The following is a 16,368-nucleotide window of genomic DNA, read 5'->3' on the forward strand; positions in this document are numbered from 1 at the left end:
CGCCTCCTGTACGCAGACAGCTCGGTCCGACCGACAAACTGTAAGGCATACCATAAGAGCCCCAGTCAACCGCGGTGCGTTAATCGGCCAGAATTCGCCATTCGGCGGCTTCATGCTGCTGACGCCAGAATTCGTCGAAACGGCCGCCCGCAGCGAGCAATTCGTCAACGGTTCCATCCTCGACGACGCGGCCGTTGTCGAGGAACAGGACGCGGTCGGCGTGAGAGATGCTGGCCAGCCGGTGCGCGACGATCACCTGGGTGCGCGATTGCGGGTCGGCGGTCAGCGCGTCGACCACCGCGGCCTCGTTCTCGGTGTCCAGCGCGCTGGTCGCCTCGTCTACCAGCAGTATCGGTGCGGGCTTGAGCAACGCGCGGGCGATGCTGACCCGTTGCCGCTCACCACCGGACAGCGCCGAACCCGCCTCGCCGACCACGGTTTCGAGACCGTCGGGCAGCCGCCCGACGAGCTCGTCGACCCGCGCGAGGGCCACCGCCCGCACGAGCCGCTCGTCGTCGGCGCCGGGATCCCCGGCGGACACGTTGTCGCGGATCGACCCGTGGAACAGGTAAGGATGCTGAAACACCACGCTGCTCGCCGCGCGCCGGGCCTTGCCGTCCAGCGTCGCCGCGTCCACCCCGTCGATCAGCACCCGGCCGCCGGTGGGGTCATGCAGCCCGGCGATCAGCGCCAGGATGGTGCTCTTGCCCGAACCGGACGGTCCGACGATCGCCGTCGTGCTGCCCGGCTCCAAGGCGAAGCTCACCCCGTCGAGCACCGGCGCGCGCGCGCCGTCATAGCGGAACACCACATTGTCGAACTCGATACGGGGCGCCGCGGCGCCAGCCAGCGTGCCGCGGCCGGCATTCATCAGCGGCGCGGTGAGCACCGAACGAATGTTGTCGAGCGTGGCGCGGGTGCTCTCCAGCGCCGGCGCCAGCTCGCTGATGGTGGTGAACGGTTCCAGGTAGCGCACGATGACGACGATCAGCGCGATGGCCTCGGCCACCGTGAGCGTTCCGTTCACGGTCAGCGCGGTGGTCGCCCCGGCCAGCAGGATCAGCGCGAGCTGGCTGGCGAGGCTGAACAGCAGCTGGCCGGGGACCTGCATGGAAAGCAAGCGCATGGTGGCGCCGTGTTGTGCGGCCAGCGCGTCGCCGACCAGGCTGCGCGCCGGCTCGACGCGCCGCGCGGCCCGCAACGCCTGCTGGGTGCGGGCGAACTCGATGATCCGCTCGGTGAGCGCGCTGTTGGCGTCGGCCGCTGTGGCATCGGCGCGACGCGCCAAGCGGGCCGACGCCCACAGCGCGCCCAACAGCAGCGGCAGGCCACCCAGCGCGGCGGCGCCCAGCTGCCAGGAGACCGGCAGCAGGACCACCGCGATGGCCGCGGGCAGCAGGAGGGCGGAGATCAGCGGCGTGAGCAGGTTGACGACCAGGCCGACGAGTTCCGGTCCGGTGGCCGCGATGGCCTGCCGCGCCGTCGCGGTGTGCTCGGCGGTGAACCAATCCAGCCGCACACCGGGCAGCCGATCCGCCACATCGTGCTGGCTGTGGTCCAGCACCGCGAAACCCAGGTTGAAACCGATACGCGCGGTGGCGGTGTCGATCACCCAGCCGGCCACGGTGGCCGCGGTCAGCCAGCCCAGCCAGACCAGGGCGCGCTGCGGTTCGTCGCTGAACAACGTCCCCACCAACGGGACCAACAGCACGGTGGCCACCGCGCGTACCGCCACGGAGATCAATGCCAGCACCGTGTAGGTGATGACCCGGTTGCGGCGATCCGCCGGGACCAGACTCAGCCATGTGCGGATCATCGTGTCCCCTCGCCCGTGGTGCCGGCGGCGACCTGGTCACGGCGGCCACCCTCCCACAGCCGCCGGTACCGGCCGTCGGCGGTCAGCAACTCGTCGTGGGTGCCGCGTTCGACGATGCGGCCGTGGTCGAGCACGACGATCTGGTGGGCCCGGGTGATCGTGTGCAATCGGTGCGCGATCACCAGCACGGTGCGGTCTTGAGCCAGTCGGTTGAGCGCTTGCTGCACAAGGTATTCCGATTCGGGGTCGGCAAAGGCGGTGGCCTCGTCGAGGATGAGCACCGGGGTGTCGGCCAGGATCGCGCGGGCGATGGTGAGACGTTGGCGCTCACCGCCGGAGAGCCCGCTTCCGGCGCCGAGCATGGTGTCGTAGCCGTCCGGCAGGCGCATGATGCGGTCGTGGATCTGCGCCTCGCGCGCCGCCTGTTCGATTTGCGCCGCGGTGGCATCCGGGACGGCCAGCGCGATGTTCTCCGCCACAGTGCCGTGCACCAATTGCGTTTCCTGCAGCACGAATCCGACCTGCGCATAGAGCTGGTCGGCTGTCATCGACCGAATATCCTGTCCCCCAACGCGTATCGTGCCCTGCCCGACATCATGAAACCGGGCCAGCAAGGCAGCCAGCGTCGACTTGCCGGACCCGGAGGGGCCGACCAGCGCGGTGACCGTGCCGGGCCGCAGGGTCAGCGAGACATCGTGGATGACGGGAACGTCGGGGCGGTAGCCGAAGCCGACGTTGTCGAACACCACCGTGGCGGCAGGCTCCTGGTGGACTCCGTCGTGCTCTCGCACCGCGAGGTCGGCCTCATCGAGCGTGTTCTGCAGGCGCCGGGCGGCCAACATGCCTGCGCGGATGCCGCCGAGGCCGTAGGCGATGCCGAGCAGCCGCGCGCCGAAGGTGGTGCCCAGCAACAAGAACGGCAGCAGATCCACCGGGTTCATCCGCCCGGTGACCACCAGCAAGGTGCCGGTGACCGCGATGATCCAGAGGAACGTGGCGGGACGGGTGACCAGGTCCATGAAGGTCTTCTTGCCGGCAAGCGGGCGCTGCCAGGCGACCAGGAAGCCCACGTATTCGTCGAGGCGGCGGCGGAAGCTGGAGGCGGCGGCACCACCGAAGACGCGGATCACCGGCTGCCCTTCCAGATATGCGCCGGCCTCACCGCTCATCGTCTCCGCCCAGCGCTGCGACTGCGCGATGCGCGGGCCCGACTGGATGGTCAGCGACGACGTCAGCACGAGGTAAACCAGGACGGGCACGAACAACACCAGCGCCACCCGCCAGTCGACGGCGAACAGGTAGACCAGCACCGCGACGGGCGCGACGGCCGCGGCCACCGCGTCCGGGATGGCGTGGGTGACCAGGTAGTGCAACGACAGCGTGTCGTCGGTCAGCAGCTGCTTGATGGACCCCGACCCGCGTGCGGTGAACCAGCCCAGGGGTAGCCGAGACAGCTTGTGCAACAGTCGCGATCGCAGATCGCGCGCGAATCGGGCGTCGACGACGTGGAGCCAGAGGGTGAGCGCGGCACCGAGCAACGCACCCAGGCCCAGCAGCGACACCGCGGCGATGCCGATATCCCACAACCGCGAGGCGGGCGCCCCGGAAACCAGCAGCCGCGCCAGCTCGACCAGCAACACGAACGGCGCCAGTTGCACCAGCGTGATCACCGCCTGCAGCACGCCCGAGACGATCAGCGCCGACCGCAGCGGAGCCAGCAGCCGACCGGCGCCCTGCGCACGCCAGTTCCCCCGGGCCACCGGGGCGGGGGCTGCGTCCGATACCTGGGGAGCCGACTCCAGTTGCGCCGCAACGTCTTCCGTGGACACGCTGGGTGTGGTGCTGCCGGGCGCCTCCGGCTCGTCGCCGCGACGGGTGCCCATCGCGCGCCCGGCGCTCCAGTAGGCCTGGGCGTGCACCTCGGATTTGGGAAAGCCGAACTCGTCGCGCAGCCGCGCCCGCACCTGCTTGAGCGTCGTGGCCTCCGGCGTCGCCCACGCGTACCAGTCCGACCAATCCCGGCTCTGGATCGCGGCGGCCAGCGACTTCTCGTCGTGGCGGACAACCCAGTGCAGCCGCAGCCGGGGATGCTGCGCGACCGGGATCAAGGGGTCGTTGTCGTCATGCTGTTCGAGGTACATCTCGATCGGGACGTCGTCGGGGACGACCCCGATGATCCCGTTCATCCCCGGGATGGACGCCGAGTCGCCGATCAGCAGGTATCCGGCCGGCTGCTCGTCGGGCATGTCGAATCGCGACGAGCCCATCAGTGCCATGACCGCGATGGTCGCCCCGGGCTGCACGGTGCGCGCCCATGACGACGCCGGGCCGGCGGGATCGTGCAGCACGATGTCGACCGCGAAACGCCCGGCGGGAACGTCGGCCTCCGAGATCGTGTACGCGCGCTGGAATTCCGTTTTCGATCCGTCCGGGTCGGGGAACCAGAACCGCAGCCACGCGGCCGGTTCCGCGTCGACGTCTTCGAACAGCGTCGGCGACGTCATCCGCACCCGCACGAAATGCGGGGCGATCCGGACAGTTTCGATCACCGTCGCGGTGTGGTCGCGCGCGCCGAAGCTGCGCAGCATCACACCGGAGAATCCGCGTGCCATCAGCGGTCCTTTCTCGCGGCGCCCCGCGCCGCGACGGCCTCACCGGTCGGACGACCCGGGGTTCACCGCCACGAGGCCACGGATCGAGGCGGCCTGCGTGGGCCGCGCACGCCCCGAATTGGCAGCTGCCACGACCCACCTGGGCGCCGCGATCGCCGGCCAGCCGGCCACGGCTTGGTACGTTACCCCCACAAACTAAGGGTTGCCTTACCATAGGTCAACCTGGGCCCCGCTCAGTAACCTGGAAGGCATGAGCGGTGAACCGGCGCCCGTGCTGCTGTACGACGGGGTGTGTGGGGTGTGCAACCGGTCGGTGCGCACGATCCTTCGGTTCGATCCCACCGGTCCGTTGCGCTTCGCGGCGTTGGAGAGCGTCTTCGCCAAAGCGATCACCGAGCGGCACCCGGAGATCGACGGCGTCGACTCGGTGGTGTTTGTGGACGACCCGGGCGGTTCCTCGGAACGGGTGGCCGTCCGATCCGAGGCCGTGTTGCGCGTCGCGGACTATCTCGGTGGCCCATGGCGGCTGTTCTTTGTCGCGCGCGTCATTCCGGCTCCGCTGCGCGACTGGCTGTACGACAGGTTCGCCGCGATCCGCTATCGCGTCGGCGGCAAGTACGACACTTGTCCGCTGCCGGCCCCGCAGGTCCGCGCCCGCTTCGTGGCGGACTGACCGCCCTCAGTCGGTGCCGGGTGCCGAGGCGAGGTCCGCTTCGGATTCCTTCCGCTTCAACTCGGCCAGCCTGCGGTCATCTTCGGCCGCCTTGCGGTGCTTGAGCGCCGAGATACGGTGCACCTCGGTGTGCGAGGCACCTTGCTCGATGGTCTGGTCTTGAATTCTGGCGACCCGCTCGTGTTGGAGCGCGGATTCCTCGAAGCTGTGGGCCGCGGATAATCCCGCGCGGGCGGCGCGTTCGCGGGCCGCGGCGGCGTTGTGTTCGGCGAGTTCGACATCTTCTGCGGTGAAGGCTTTTTCGCTTCGTGCGGAGGGCTCGTTTCCGGTGGGCATGGCGTCTCCCTTGTGTCCAGTGAGTTCGAAATACCCGCCAGGAAGGGTTTGACGCCTACGTGCTCAAGATTTCGTCTTGGCTGGTGAGTGCGGGCGGAGGGACTCGAACCCTCACGCTCTCTCGAGCACCGGCACCTAAAGCCGGCGCGTATGCCAATTTCGCCACGCCCGCGCGCGTAGAGATCGTACAGCCTTGGAGGGCGCAGAAATCGTCGGCGAGCGGCTCGACGAATTCGTCGGGCCCAAATCGTGAGCGGTACGGTCAAGGGGTGTCCACTACGCATCGTCGCAGGCCCGCGCTCATCGCGCTGGTAATCGTCGCGGCGTGCGGCTGCCTAGCTTTGGGCTGGTGGCAGTGGACCAGATTCAATTCCGTCTCCGGCTCCTTTCAGAATCTCGGCTATGCGTTGCAGTGGCCGCTGTTCGCCGGATTCTGCGTGTACGCGTACCGCAAATTCGTTCGCTATGAAGAGGAACCACCACAGCCGCGGAGCACCGACGCGATGACGGAGATCCCCGCCGGGCTGCTGCCCGAGCGACCCAAGCCCGCGTCGCAGGCACCCGACGACCCCGCGCTGCGCGAGTACAACGCCTACCTGGCCGAGCTCGCAGCACACGACGCCGAAAAGCAGAAGAGGACAACCGCATGACCACACCGGAGACGCCGGGAACACCAGTGCCCGCAGTGCCCGTCGACAAGATCCGCACCGCGCTGCTCGGCTACCGGATCATGGCGTGGACGACGGGTCTGTGGCTCATCGCGCTGTGCTACGAGATCGTCTCGCACCTCGCCTTCGGCCACGAGATCCGGTGGATCGAAGTGGTCCACGGCTGGGTGTATTTCATCTACGTGCTGACCGCCTTCAATCTGGCGGTCAAGGTGCGCTGGCCGCTCGGCAAGACGGTCGGCGTGCTGCTGTCCGGGACCATCCCGCTGCTCGGCATCATCGTCGAGCACTTCCAGACCAAGGACGTCAAGGCGCGTTTCGGGTTGTAGGCGGCGCGGCTCCCGAGGGCAGAGCATCGCCAGTGCCCGCCGTCGACGCCCGAGCCCTGCGCCCTAGCCCCCGGATCGAGCCAGCGTTTCCAGCGCCGGCAACAGCAGCCGCAGCGCGCGACCGCGATGCGAGACGGCGTCCTTGTCCGACGGGCTCAGCTCCGCCGCCGTGCGGTCATGCCCCTGTGGAACGAAGACCGGGTCGTAGCCGAAGCCGCCGTCGCCGCGGGGTTCGCGGGCGATGCTGCCGGGCCACTCGCCGCGGACGACGACCTCGCCGGCAGCCGAGACGAGCGCACAGGCGGAGACGAACGCCGCACCACGCCGTCCGTCGGGCACGTCGCGCAGTTGCGCCAGCAGCAATGCGGTGTTGCCCGCGTCATCGCCGTGCCGACCCGACCAGCGCGCCGACAGCACACCGGGCATGCCGTTGAGCGCGGCGACCTCCAGCCCGGAATCATCGGCCACACTTGCCAGCCCGCTCGCCGCGAAGGCATCCCGCGCCTTGGCCAGGGCGTTGTCCTCGAAAACCGCGCCGGTCTCGGGTGCTTCCTCGAACGGCGCCACGTCGTCGAGCGACACCAACGCCAATCCCGTCAGGCCGGCGGCGTCGAGCACGCGGCGCAACTCCGCCAGCTTCTTCGGATTGCGGCTGGCGACCAGCAGCCGGGTCATCATCGATTCCTGAACGCACGTCTGGGCCGTTGCCGATGCACCCCGTCACCTTACGGACTGGCAGGCGGTGCCGGCACGGCCGTGCAACGCGACCCGCTCCGCACGGAATAGACAGGGCGAGGAAGGAGCTTCGGCGATAGTGAGCCAAAAACCCGATAACGAGACGCTCAAGGCGCTCAACGAGAACATCACCGACGAGTTTCGCGCCAATGCCGGCAAGGTCGGCGGGCGATTCGAGGGCAACGAGCTGTTGCTCCTCACTACGAAGGGCGCGAAATCCGGCGAGCCACGCGTCGCGCCGCTGGTCGCCTTCCGTATCGACGGCAAGCTGCTGATCGTCGCGGGTTACGGTGGCGCCGACGTCAACCCGGGCTGGGTGCACAACCTGCGGGCCAACCCACGGGCGCGCGTTGAAGTCGCCACCGACTCGTTCGACGTCGTCGCGCACGAGCTCGACTGGCCCGAACGCCAGGCGATCATCCCCAAGATCAACGCGACCGTACCCGAGTTCGCGTTCGCGAACTACCAGTCGAAAACCACCCGCACGATCCCAATATTCGAGCTGCAGCGGGACGAGCCGTGACCGGCCGGCCGGGGTCTGGTCGTGGCCGCGGTCACGGCGATGGTGAGCCGCGGGGTCAGCTGCCGAACGCCTTCGGCGCCGGGGCACCCTCGGGAAGCACACCGGGATACGGCAGGGCCAGCGCCTCGCGCTGCGCGGCGAACAGCTTGTCGCAGGCGGCCAGCGACACGTCGAGCAACTTGTCCAGCGTCGAGCGCGGGAACGTCGCCCCCTCACCGGTCCCCTGCACCTCGACGAGGGTCCCGGTGTCCGTGGCGACGACGTTCATGTCGACCTCGGCGCGGGAGTCCTCCTCGTAGGGCAGGTCCACCCGGATCCGCCCGTCGACCACACCGACGCTGACCGCCGCGATCGCACACGACAACGGCCGCGGATCCGACAGCTTGCCCGCCGCCGCGAGGTAGGTCACCGCATCGGACAACGCCACGAAGGCACCGGTGATGGCGGCAGTGCGGGTACCGCCGTCGGCCTGCAAGACGTCGCAGTCGACGGCGATGGTGTTCTCCCCCAGCGCCGCCAGGTCGATGCACGCCCGCAGCGACCGCCCGATCAGCCGGCTGATCTCCTGGGTGCGCCCGGACAGGCGGCCCTTCACCGATTCGCGGTCGGAGCGGGTGTGGGTCGCCGACGGCAACATCGCGTACTCGGCGGTCAGCCACCCCAAGCCCGATCCCTTGCGCCAGCGCGGCACCCCCTCGGTCACGCTGGCGGTGCACATGACCTTGGTGTGGCCGAATTCGATCAAAACCGAACCGGCGGGGTGGTCGGTGAAACCGCGGGTGATGACCACGGGCCGAAGCTCGTCGTCCTGGCGGCCGTCTTCTCGTCTCGTCACGCCGCCAACACTAGCGGGCACTTCGGCGGCGCCGCGGGTGGCTCAGACCCGCTCGGAGCGGCGGATATCGAACGTCTCACCGCACACCACCGCATGCACGGGACCGTCGAACTCGGCCTTGGCCTCGCTGATGACGTCCTCGCGCGAAGTCCACGGCGGGATGTGCGTGAGCAAGAGTTCGTGCACGCCGGCCGCCGCGGCGGCCCGGCCGGCCTCGGTGCCCGACAGGTGCAGCGCGGGGGGGCGGTCCGGCGAGTGCGTCCACGACGCCTCGCACAGGAAGACGTCGGCGCCGCGAGCCAGCTCGACGAGCTGATCGCAGAAGCCGGTGTCACCGCTGTAGACGAACGAGGCGCCGGAGGGGTCGGTGATCTTCAAGCCGTAGGACTCGGTCGGATGAGCCACCACTCGCGGCGTCACCGTCAGCGCGCCGATCGTCACCGGCTCACCTTCGACCCAATGCCGAACGTCGAAAATGTCCGAACAGTCGTCGATCTCGCCGCCATACGGCGACGACGCCGCACCCAGCCGCGACCACGTGTCCCCCGGTCCGTAGAGCAACGCCTTACCCAGCGGCCGCGTCGGGTGGTAGCGGCGCCACACGAAAAGCCCGGGCAAATCCAGACAATGGTCGGCGTGCAGATGGGACAGCAGCACGTGCACGGAACCGGGATCGGCATAGCGCTGTAGCGCGCCCAGAACGCCCCCGCCGAAGTCGATGACCAACGGCGGAGTGTCCGGTGCCCGGAGCAGATAACCCGACGCGGGCGAATCCGGACCCACCACGCTGCCCGAGCAGCCGAGCACGGTTATTCGCACGGACACCACTGTGCCATGCCCGATGGCACCATGACGAAAACATCGCCGCATTGGTGTGACCAGAATCTCGTCCGCAGATCAGTCAATGCGCACCTGATGAACAGGCTGGACCCCGGTGACCGCCGGACCCAGGAAACGCGCCGCCATGGCGGTGAATGCGTCGGGGTCGCCGGTGGCTTCGAAAACCCGTGTCGCGGGCGGCGCGTCGTGAGGCCGGAGCAGGTCCCGTTCGGTCAACACCCGAAGCACCTCCTTGGCGGTTTCCTCGGCGCTGGAGACCAGGGTCACGTTGTCACCCATCGCCAACTGGATGAGCCCGGACAGCAACGGATAGTGGGTGCAGCCGAGCACCAGCGTGTCCACCTGCGCGCGCTGCAATGGCTCCAGGTAGCCCTCGGCGAGCCCGAGCACCTGACGGCCACTCGTCACGCCACGCTCCACGAAGTCGACGAAGCGGGGGCAGGCCACCGCGGTGATCTCGGTGTCGCGGGCGGCGGCGAACGCGTCCTGATAGGCGTGCGAGTTGATGGTCGCCTGGGTGCCGATGACCCCGATGCGCCCGTTGCGGGTGGTGGCGACGGCGCGCCGCACCGCCGGCAGGATCACCTCGACGACGGGCACGTCATAGCGTTCGCGCGCGTCCCGCAGGCACGCCGCGGACGCCGTGTTGCAGGCGATGACCAACGCCTTGACGCCGCGGCCGACGAGGTCGTCACCGATGGCCAGCGCGTGCGCGCGGACTTCGGGGATGGTCAGCGGACCGTACGGGCCGTGGCCGGTATCGCCGACATAGATGATGTCCTCGTCGGGCAGCTGGTCGATGACCGCCCGCGCGACGGTGAGCCCCCCGACACCGGAGTCGAAGACCCCGATGGGTGCCAATGCCGAACTCATGTCTTGGGCCGCGAAACGGTGGTGCCGGCGTTCTTCCGGGCGCGGACGTTGCGTTCCGGGCCGGACAGCAGGTACGCGGCCACCACACCCGCGATGGCCCCGCAGAGGTGAGCTTGCCAAGACACCCCGGGCGTGCCGGGCAGCACGCCGAGCAGCACGCCGCCGTAGGCGAACAACACGATGATGCCGACGACGATTTCCCATACCTTGCGGGTGAAGAAGCCGAACACGATCAGGAACGCCAGCCATCCAAAGATCAGGCCCGACGCGCCGATGTGGTTGGTCTCGCAGCGCACCCCGACGTACGGGCAGTGCGCGCCGACATTGCCGATCAGCCACGTGCCGAAGCCGCCCAGGATCCACACGATGGCGGTCGCCCAGACGAACCGGGACAGGCCGGCCAGCGTCATCAGGAATCCCAGCACCAGCAGTGGCACGGTGTTGGCCGCCAGGTGCTGCCAGCTCTCGTGCAGCACCGGGGCGAAAACGATGCCCCACAGGCCGTCGGCTTCCAGCGGCCTGATGCCGTTGACGTCCAGCGAATGCCGGGACAACTGGTCGAACACCTCGACGAGGTAGAGCAACGCCACGAAGGTGAAGATTGTGGCGGCCCCCACCGTCGCGGTCGACCGCTTCTTCGGCTGGGCGGCGGGCGCGCCGGGGCGTCCGGTGGGAATCCTCTTACCCATGGCTGCCCTTCCAGCGTGTTCCAGCATGTCAAGGCTACCGGCGCAGCGGCCGGTCGGTCTCATCGACCGAATGCCCCGGGCAGCACGTCGCGGTAGCTCGGTATGCCGGCGATCGATTCGGCGGCCAGCACGCCGCCCAGCACCGCGTGCGCCAGGCAATCGGCGGCGGCGATGCCCACCTCGGTGGCCAACCGCGTCTCCGGGGAGAAGGAGGCGGGCAGTGGTTGGGCACTGGCCGCCGGAGCCACCTCGACCGCCCCGGTGGCCAGCACGAAAACCGTGTCACCGTCGACCGGCGTGTGCGCCGGACGGATGCTGCGGGCCAGGCCGTCGTGGGCGGCGATCGCCACCCGCCGGCACGCCGCCGAGCTCAGGGCGGCGTCGGTGGCCACGACCGCGATGACCGTGTTGAGGGGGTTGTCCACCGGATTCGACGGCGACGGCAACTGGCCGAAGGCGTCGATCTGCTCGGCCGGCGGCGGCCGCAGCCCGAACTCCCGGGTCAGATCCGCCATCCACGGCAAGCCGGTATCCCGGTCGACGACCTCGCCCGCGGAGTTCACCACGGCCACCGCCCCGACGGTCACGCCGGACGGCAGCACCGTCGAGGCGGTCCCGACGCCGCCCTTGAGCGCGCCGGCGCGCGCCCCGACCCCGGCGCCGACCGTCCCGACCCCCGTCGCCGCGCCGTCCTCGGCGGCGGCGCAGGCGGCGTAACCGAACTCGGCCGTCGGGCGGCACTCCCAGCCGCCGACCGGCAGATCGAAGATCACCGCTCCCGGCACGATGGGCACCACCCCGCCGTCCATCGCCACGCCACGCTCGCGTTCCTCCAGCCAGCGCATGACACCGTCCGCGGCGGCCAGCCCGTAGGCGCTGCCCCCGGCGAGCAACACCGCGTCCACGTACCGCACGCTGTTGGCCGGGTCCAGCAGGTCGGTCTCCCGGGTCCCGGGCGCACCGCCGCGGCAATCGACGGCGCCGACGGTGCCCGGCGGGGTGAGCACGACGGTGACGCCGCAGGCCCAGCCGGCGCCCAGGGACGCCTCGGGGTCCAGTCGTTGGTAGTGGCCGACGCGGATGCCCCCGACGTCGGTGATGGCGTTCATCTGCCGCCGATCATCGGGGCCCCATCAGCACCAGGACCAGGTACTCCTGCAACACCGTGAGCCACTGATACACGTCGAAGTGCACGGCCAGCGGATGGTCGGCGGGCAGGCGCTCCGGGCCGTCCGGCCCGACCTCGAGCATGACCCCCAGCGTCAGCCGGATGTCGTTGACCGCCGCGACCCAGCAGTTCGCGTCGTCCTCGGTCAACTCGAAGCGGCCGCCGTCGTCGGGGATCGTGCTCAGCAACCGCTGTGCGGCAACGCGTTTGGCGTTGACGATGTCGGGCTCGTGCAGGCTGCGCAGCGCGGCGTTGAGGCTGTCCGCGTCGTCGGGCGGTGCGGTGTCCGCGTCGTCGGGCCGGTAGAAGTCGGGCAGCAGCCGGCGCAGCGTGGGGTCCTTCGGCGGGTCGGCATTGCCGGTCTTGATCCCGGTGATCTCCTCGAGTTCGTCTGCGGGCGAGGAAGATTCACGCTCGTCGAGCAGGCCGATCATCGCGGTGGCCAGGTTTTTGAGCAGCGCGGCCTCATGCGTGGCCAGGGACGAGCGGAAACGGGGACCGCCCGGGGTCTCGACCCGCTTCCATTTGCGCACAGGGAATCGCCAGCGCCTCGAGTTTCAGCGGTCCTGCTGCATGGTCGCCCACAAACCGGCGGCGTGCAGCTTGGACACATCGACTTCCATGGACTCGCGGCTGCCGGCGGACACCACGGCCTTTCCCTCGTTGTGCACCTGCAGCATCAGCTTGGTGGCGTGCGGCTCGCTGTAGCCGAACAACTTCTGGAACACATAGGTCACATAGGTCATCAGATTGACCGGGTCGTCCCAGACGATCGTGACCCACGGACTCGACGTGGCCTCTACCGGAGCGGACTCTCGTTGTCCTGTAGTGCCCGGCTTAGTGGGCGCTGACATAACAACCATGGCCTACACGATACCGAGGGTTGGACGACGTTTCCGAGCCCCGATCGCAGCCGATACCGTTATGGAATGAACGACCCGGTCGTTACTGGGCTGCTGACCGACAAGTACGAGCTGACGATGTTGGCGGCGGCGCTGCGAGACGGCAGCGCCGATCGGCGGACAACGTTCGAGCTTTTCGCCCGCCGCCTTCCCGCAGGCCGCCGCTACGGCGTGGTCGCCGGGACGGGCCGGCTGCTCGAAGCGCTGCCGCAGTTCACCTTCGATGACCAGGCGTGCCAATCGCTGGGGCAATTCCTCGACCCGGACACGTTGCGCTACTTGCGCGAATTCCGGTTCGGCGGGGACATCGACGGCTACGCCGAGGGTGAGCTGTACTTCCCCGGATCCCCGGTGCTGTCGGTGAGCGGGACGTTCGCCGAATGTGTGGTGCTCGAGACGCTGGCGCTGTCGATTTTCAATCACGACACGGCGGTCGCGTCCGCCGCGGCACGCATGGTCAGCGCGGCCCGGGGACGCCCGTTGATCGAGATGGGTTCGCGGCGCACGCACGAGCAGGCGGCCGTCGCCGCGGCCCGCGCCGCCTACCTCGCCGGTTTCGCGGCGTCGTCCAATCTGGAGGCGCAGCGCTGCTACGGAATACCGGCCGAGGGCACCTCGGCGCACGCGTTCACCATGCTGCACACCCGCGCCGACTCCCCCACGGAATCGACCGAATTGGTGGCCTTCCGCGCGCAGGTCGACGCGCTCGGCGTGGACACCACCCTGCTGGTGGACACCTACGACGTGACGACCGGTGTGGCAAATGCGGTGGCCGCAGCGGGCACCGGGCTCGGCGCGGTGCGCATCGACTCCGGCGAGCTGGGCGTGTTGGCGCGCCAGGTGCGCGAACAGCTCGACAAGCTGGGGGCCACCGGGACCCGCATCGTGGTCTCCGGCGACCTCGACGAATTCTCCATCGCGGCGCTGGCCGCCGAGCCGGTGGACAGTTACGGCGTGGGCACGTCGCTGGTGACGGGCTCGGGCGCCCCGACGGCGAACATGGTGTACAAGCTCGTCGAGGTGGACGGCCTGCCGGTCCAGAAGCGCAGCAGCCACAAGGAATCTCACGGCGGACGCAAGGAGGCGCTGCGCCTGTCGCGCGGCACGGGCATCATCACCGAGGAGGTGGTGTATCCCGCCGGCCGGCAGCCCGCCGTCTCCGATCCGGCCCGCCTGTTGACCGTCCCGCTGGTCCGCGGTGGAGAACTGGTGTCCAAACCGAACCTCGCCGCGGCGCGCGAACTGGTAACTTCCGGGCTGCGCAGTCTGCCGTGGGAGGGACTGAACTTGTCGCACGGCGATCCCGCGGTCCCGACGACGCAGATTCCCGCCCCCGAACAGCGAAGAGGGTAGCCACGTCCGACGTTTCCGTGTCCGAGCTGCTGGCCACCGCGGTGGCCGCGCTCGGCGGTAGTGAACGCCGCGGCCAGCAGGAGATGGCCGCCGCGGTGGCGCGGGCCTTCGCCACCGACGAGCACCTGGTGGTGCAGGCCGGCACCGGCACCGGCAAGTCGCTCGCGTACCTGGTGCCCGCGATCGTGCACGCCCTCGACGACGACTCCCCCGTCGTCGTGTCCACGGCCACGATCGCTCTGCAGCGCCAGCTCGTCGATCGCGATCTGCCCCGGCTGGTGGATGCGCTCGCCGACGCGCTGCCGCGCCGCCCTCAGTTCGCGTTACTCAAGGGGCGGCGAAACTATTTGTGCTTGAACAAGATTCACAACGGCGGGGCGGGCGACGGTGACGAAGGCGACGACCGGCCGCAGGAAGAGCTCTTCAACCCGATGGCGGTCAGCGTGTTGGGCCGCGACGTGCAGCGGCTCACCGAATGGGCGTCGAGCACCGAATCGGGTGATCGCGACAACCTGAAGCCCGGCGTCCCGGACCGATCCTGGTCGCAGGTCAGTGTTTCCGCGCGCGAATGCCTGGGCGTGGTGCGCTGCCCGTTCGGTACCGAGTGCTTCTCCGAACGCGCCAGGGCGCAGGCCGGCCGCGCCGACGTCGTGGTCACCAACCATGCGCTGCTGGCGATCGACGCGGTCGCGGAGTCGGCGGTGCTGCCCGAGCATGCGCTGCTGGTCGTCGACGAAGCCCACGAGCTGGTGGACCGGGTGACGTCGGTGGCCACCGCGGAGCTGACGTCGGCCTCCCTCGGGGTGGCCGCCCGGCGGATCACCCGGCTGGTGGACCCGGAATTGGTCCAGCGCCTGGAGGCGACGACGGCGAATTTCGCCTCGCTCATCCACGACGGCACGCCGGGCCGCATCGACCGCCTCGACGACGAGCTGGCAACCTACCTGATCGCGCTGCGCGACGTGTCGACCGCGGCGCGCTCGGCGATCGACACCAGCAGCGATCCGAAGGCGGCTTCGGCGCGCGCCGAAGCCGTTGCGGCACTGAGCGAGATCTCGGACACCGCTTCGCGCGTGCTGGCGTCGTTCGGCCCGGCCATCCCGGATCGCACCGACGTGGTGTGGCTGGAGCACGAGGAGATCCGGGGCTCATCGCGTCCGGTGCTGCGGGTGGCGCCGCTGTCGGTCGCGGGGCTGCTGCGGTCCCGGGTGTTCTCGCGGTCGACGGTGGTCCTGACGTCGGCGACGCTGACCATCGGCGGCTCGTTCGACGCGATGGCCACCGCGTGGGGACTGACGTCCGAGGACGACGACGCGCGGTGGCGCGGCCTGGACGTCGGTTCGCCGTTCCAGCACGCCAAAGCCGGGATCCTGTACGTGGCCGCGCACCTGCCCCCTCCCGGCCGCGACGGCACCGGCTCGGCCGAGCAGCTGAGCGAGATCGCCGAACTGATCGCCGCGGCCGACGGGCGCACCCTGGGCCTGTTCTCGTCGATGCGGGCCGCCCGGGCGGCCGCCGAGGCGATGCGCGCACGCCTCTCGACGCCGGTGCTGTGCCAGGGCGACGACAGCACGTCGGCGCTCGTCGAGCAGTTCAGCGCCGACCCGCAGACGTCGCTGTTCGGCACGCTGTCGCTGTGGCAGGGCGTCGATGTGCCCGGGCCGTCGCTGTCGTTGGTGCTGATCGACCGCATTCCGTTCCCCCGGCCCGACGATCCCCTGCTGTCCGCGCGGCAGCGCGCGGTCGCGGCGCGCGGCGGCAATGGCTTCATGGCCGTCGCGGCCAACCACGCGGCGTTGCTCCTGGCGCAGGGCTCGGGACGGCTGCTGCGCCGCGTCACCGATCGCGGAGTGGTCGCCGTGCTCGACTCGCGCATGGTCACCGCCGGTTACGGCGGCTACCTGCGGGCCTCGCTGCCGCCGTTCTGGCAGACCACCAACGGCGAGCAGGTGCGCCAGGCGCTGCAGCGGCTGCGCGCCGCATCGGATTCGCAGGAAGGCCTGTCGGCCTGACCGG

17 protein-coding genes and 1 tRNA gene are annotated in these 16,368 nt (G+C 69.6%); 6 read left to right on the forward strand and 12 right to left on the reverse strand.

Annotation, left to right across the window (positions count from 1 at the left end; all coding sequences use genetic code 11):
* Positions 1-79 precede the first annotated feature (79 nt).
* Complete coding sequence (locus ACYQ8K_RS06840) at positions 80-1,816, reverse strand: ABC transporter ATP-binding protein (protein WP_459967733.1); 1,737 nt, start codon at positions 1,814-1,816, stop codon at positions 80-82.
* Entirely contained in the window at positions 1,813-4,428 is a 2,616-nt protein-coding gene (locus ACYQ8K_RS06845; protein WP_459967734.1) for an ABC transporter ATP-binding protein/permease, read from the reverse strand. The genes ACYQ8K_RS06840 and ACYQ8K_RS06845 overlap by 4 nt, the downstream gene beginning before the upstream one ends.
* A gap of 250 nt (positions 4,429-4,678) precedes the next feature.
* On the opposite strand from ACYQ8K_RS06845, the gene ACYQ8K_RS06850 reads away from it, so the two are divergent.
* Complete coding sequence (locus ACYQ8K_RS06850) at positions 4,679-5,101, forward strand: thiol-disulfide oxidoreductase DCC family protein (protein ID WP_459967735.1); 423 nt, start codon at positions 4,679-4,681, stop codon at positions 5,099-5,101.
* A gap of 6 nt (positions 5,102-5,107) precedes the next feature.
* On the opposite strand, the gene ACYQ8K_RS06855 is transcribed toward ACYQ8K_RS06850, so the two are convergent.
* Positions 5,108-5,437 carry a hypothetical protein gene (locus ACYQ8K_RS06855; RefSeq protein WP_459967736.1) on the reverse strand — a complete coding sequence of 110 codons (330 nt, stop codon included), beginning with the start codon at positions 5,435-5,437 and terminating at the stop codon, positions 5,108-5,110.
* Between the two features lie 88 nt (positions 5,438-5,525).
* A tRNA-Leu gene (locus ACYQ8K_RS06860) sits at positions 5,526-5,609 on the reverse strand.
* Between the two features lie 97 nt (positions 5,610-5,706).
* On the opposite strand from ACYQ8K_RS06860, the gene ACYQ8K_RS06865 reads away from it, so the two are divergent.
* Positions 5,707-6,087, forward strand: coding sequence for a hypothetical protein (locus ACYQ8K_RS06865; protein ID WP_459967737.1), 381 nt, complete (start codon positions 5,707-5,709; stop codon positions 6,085-6,087).
* Positions 6,084-6,434 carry a DUF3817 domain-containing protein gene (locus tag ACYQ8K_RS06870; RefSeq protein ID WP_459967738.1) on the forward strand — a complete coding sequence of 117 codons (351 nt, stop codon included), beginning with the start codon at positions 6,084-6,086 and terminating at the stop codon, positions 6,432-6,434. Before ACYQ8K_RS06865 ends, ACYQ8K_RS06870 begins: the two co-directional genes overlap by 4 nt.
* A gap of 63 nt (positions 6,435-6,497) precedes the next feature.
* Here ACYQ8K_RS06870 and rdgB read toward each other — a convergent pair whose 3' ends face one another.
* Positions 6,498-7,109: an RdgB/HAM1 family non-canonical purine NTP pyrophosphatase gene (gene rdgB / locus ACYQ8K_RS06875; RefSeq protein WP_459967739.1), complete on the reverse strand. Its 612-nt coding sequence runs from the start codon at positions 7,107-7,109 to the stop codon at positions 6,498-6,500.
* A 139-nt stretch (positions 7,110-7,248) separates the two neighbouring features.
* On the opposite strand from rdgB, the gene ACYQ8K_RS06880 reads away from it, so the two are divergent.
* Entirely contained in the window at positions 7,249-7,692 is a 444-nt protein-coding gene (locus ACYQ8K_RS06880) for a nitroreductase family deazaflavin-dependent oxidoreductase (RefSeq protein WP_459967740.1), read from the forward strand.
* A 55-nt stretch (positions 7,693-7,747) separates the two neighbouring features.
* Here ACYQ8K_RS06880 and rph read toward each other — a convergent pair whose 3' ends face one another.
* From rph to clpS, 7 genes are all read right to left on the reverse strand, one after another.
* Positions 7,748-8,527, reverse strand: coding sequence for a ribonuclease PH (gene rph / locus ACYQ8K_RS06885; protein WP_459967741.1), 780 nt, complete (start codon positions 8,525-8,527; stop codon positions 7,748-7,750).
* Between the two features lie 42 nt (positions 8,528-8,569).
* On the reverse strand, positions 8,570-9,352 hold the full coding sequence (locus ACYQ8K_RS06890) for a cyclic nucleotide-degrading phosphodiesterase (protein ID WP_076052426.1): 783 nt from the start codon (positions 9,350-9,352) through the stop codon (positions 8,570-8,572).
* 72 nt (positions 9,353-9,424) lie between these two features.
* Positions 9,425-10,240 (reverse strand): glutamate racemase, encoded by an 816-nt coding sequence (gene murI / locus ACYQ8K_RS06895; RefSeq protein WP_459967742.1) that lies wholly within the window; start codon positions 10,238-10,240, stop codon positions 9,425-9,427.
* A complete protein-coding gene (locus ACYQ8K_RS06900; protein WP_459967743.1) occupies positions 10,237-10,929 on the reverse strand; it encodes a rhomboid family protein in 693 nt (230 codons plus the stop codon). The genes murI and ACYQ8K_RS06900 overlap by 4 nt, the downstream gene beginning before the upstream one ends.
* Before the next feature lie 59 nt (positions 10,930-10,988).
* Positions 10,989-12,038 (reverse strand): P1 family peptidase, encoded by a 1,050-nt coding sequence (locus ACYQ8K_RS06905; RefSeq protein ID WP_459967744.1) that lies wholly within the window; start codon positions 12,036-12,038, stop codon positions 10,989-10,991.
* Between the two features lie 10 nt (positions 12,039-12,048).
* A complete protein-coding gene (gene aosR, locus ACYQ8K_RS06910; RefSeq protein WP_459967745.1) occupies positions 12,049-12,630 on the reverse strand; it encodes an oxidative stress transcriptional regulator AosR in 582 nt (193 codons plus the stop codon).
* Positions 12,631-12,654: 24 nt separating this feature from the next.
* Complete coding sequence (gene clpS / locus ACYQ8K_RS06915; protein WP_064950340.1) at positions 12,655-12,960, reverse strand: ATP-dependent Clp protease adapter ClpS; 306 nt, start codon at positions 12,958-12,960, stop codon at positions 12,655-12,657.
* A 66-nt stretch (positions 12,961-13,026) separates the two neighbouring features.
* Between clpS and ACYQ8K_RS06920 the strand changes: the two genes are divergently transcribed.
* A complete protein-coding gene (locus ACYQ8K_RS06920; protein WP_459967746.1) occupies positions 13,027-14,352 on the forward strand; it encodes a nicotinate phosphoribosyltransferase in 1,326 nt (441 codons plus the stop codon).
* 17 nt (positions 14,353-14,369) lie between these two features.
* A complete protein-coding gene (locus ACYQ8K_RS06925; RefSeq protein WP_459967747.1) occupies positions 14,370-16,364 on the forward strand; it encodes an ATP-dependent DNA helicase in 1,995 nt (664 codons plus the stop codon).
* Positions 16,365-16,368 lie beyond the last annotated feature (4 nt).

The organism is Mycobacterium sp. MUNTM1 (genome assembly GCF_054660795.1).

Excerpts from the sequence above, each read along its gene's own strand:
- ACYQ8K_RS06855 (WP_459967736.1), bottom strand. The coding sequence starts at position 5,437 with ATGCCCACCGGAAACGAGCCCTCCGCACGAAGCGAAAAAGCCTTCACC.
- murI (WP_459967742.1), bottom strand. The coding sequence starts at position 10,240 with ATGAGTTCGGCATTGGCACCCATCGGGGTCTTCGACTCCGGTGTCGGG.
- ACYQ8K_RS06845 (WP_459967734.1), bottom strand. The coding sequence starts at position 4,428 with ATGGCACGCGGATTCTCCGGTGTGATGCTGCGCAGCTTCGGCGCGCGC.
- ACYQ8K_RS06920 (WP_459967746.1), top strand. The coding sequence starts at position 13,027 with ATGAACGACCCGGTCGTTACTGGGCTGCTGACCGACAAGTACGAGCTG.
- ACYQ8K_RS06905 (WP_459967744.1), bottom strand. The coding sequence starts at position 12,038 with ATGAACGCCATCACCGACGTCGGGGGCATCCGCGTCGGCCACTACCAA.
- ACYQ8K_RS06840 (WP_459967733.1), bottom strand. The coding sequence starts at position 1,816 with ATGATCCGCACATGGCTGAGTCTGGTCCCGGCGGATCGCCGCAACCGG.
- ACYQ8K_RS06900 (WP_459967743.1), bottom strand. The coding sequence starts at position 10,929 with ATGGGTAAGAGGATTCCCACCGGACGCCCCGGCGCGCCCGCCGCCCAG.
- ACYQ8K_RS06850 (WP_459967735.1), top strand. The coding sequence starts at position 4,679 with ATGAGCGGTGAACCGGCGCCCGTGCTGCTGTACGACGGGGTGTGTGGG.
- rdgB (WP_459967739.1), bottom strand. The coding sequence starts at position 7,109 with ATGACCCGGCTGCTGGTCGCCAGCCGCAATCCGAAGAAGCTGGCGGAG.
- ACYQ8K_RS06870 (WP_459967738.1), top strand. The coding sequence starts at position 6,084 with ATGACCACACCGGAGACGCCGGGAACACCAGTGCCCGCAGTGCCCGTC.
- clpS (WP_064950340.1), bottom strand. The coding sequence starts at position 12,960 with ATGGTTGTTATGTCAGCGCCCACTAAGCCGGGCACTACAGGACAACGA.